A 411-nucleotide genomic window follows, 5' to 3' on the forward strand; every position below is an offset into this window, starting at 1 on the left:
GGGCGGGGTTAACCCCGCCCGTTGCTTCACCTGCGCTTATGCGCGAAAACCACGGTCGGTCTCTGGTTGCCGCTGGATGAAAGACCGGGGTCACGTCACTTGCGCTTTGGCGTCTTGTCGCCGGCGACCTCGGGCAACCGGCTGATCCCGTGGCGTTGCAGGCAACGATGCAGCGACGAGCGCGTCAGATGCGGGATCGTCGCCTGGAGAGCGTAGAGGCAGTCATCCAGCGGCAACAGCGTATGGCGGCGAAAGGCGACGATGACCGCCTCTTCCTCGATGCTCAGAACCGTCGAGTGCGGGTCCTTCGGGCGGGAGTGTCAGGAATTTCGTGTGCGGGCGGGCGGATGAACATTACGCCGCCATGGCCCTGATGAAGCGTTCGCCGAAGATGACGGCGAACTGTGCCTT

At 63.7% G+C, this 411-nt stretch carries 1 pseudogene; it reads right to left on the minus strand.

What is annotated here, in order from left to right:
* Positions 1 to 98: 98 nt before the first annotated feature.
* A pseudogene (locus SM191_RS19625) lies at positions 99 to 311 on the minus strand (IS481 family transposase); the annotation flags it as partial.
* Positions 312 to 411 lie beyond the last annotated feature (100 nt).

Origin of the sequence: Sphingomonas sp. 2378, assembly GCF_038084995.1 — a bacterium.
In the GTDB taxonomy this organism is placed as follows: Bacteria; Pseudomonadota; Alphaproteobacteria; order Sphingomonadales; family Sphingomonadaceae; genus Sphingomonas.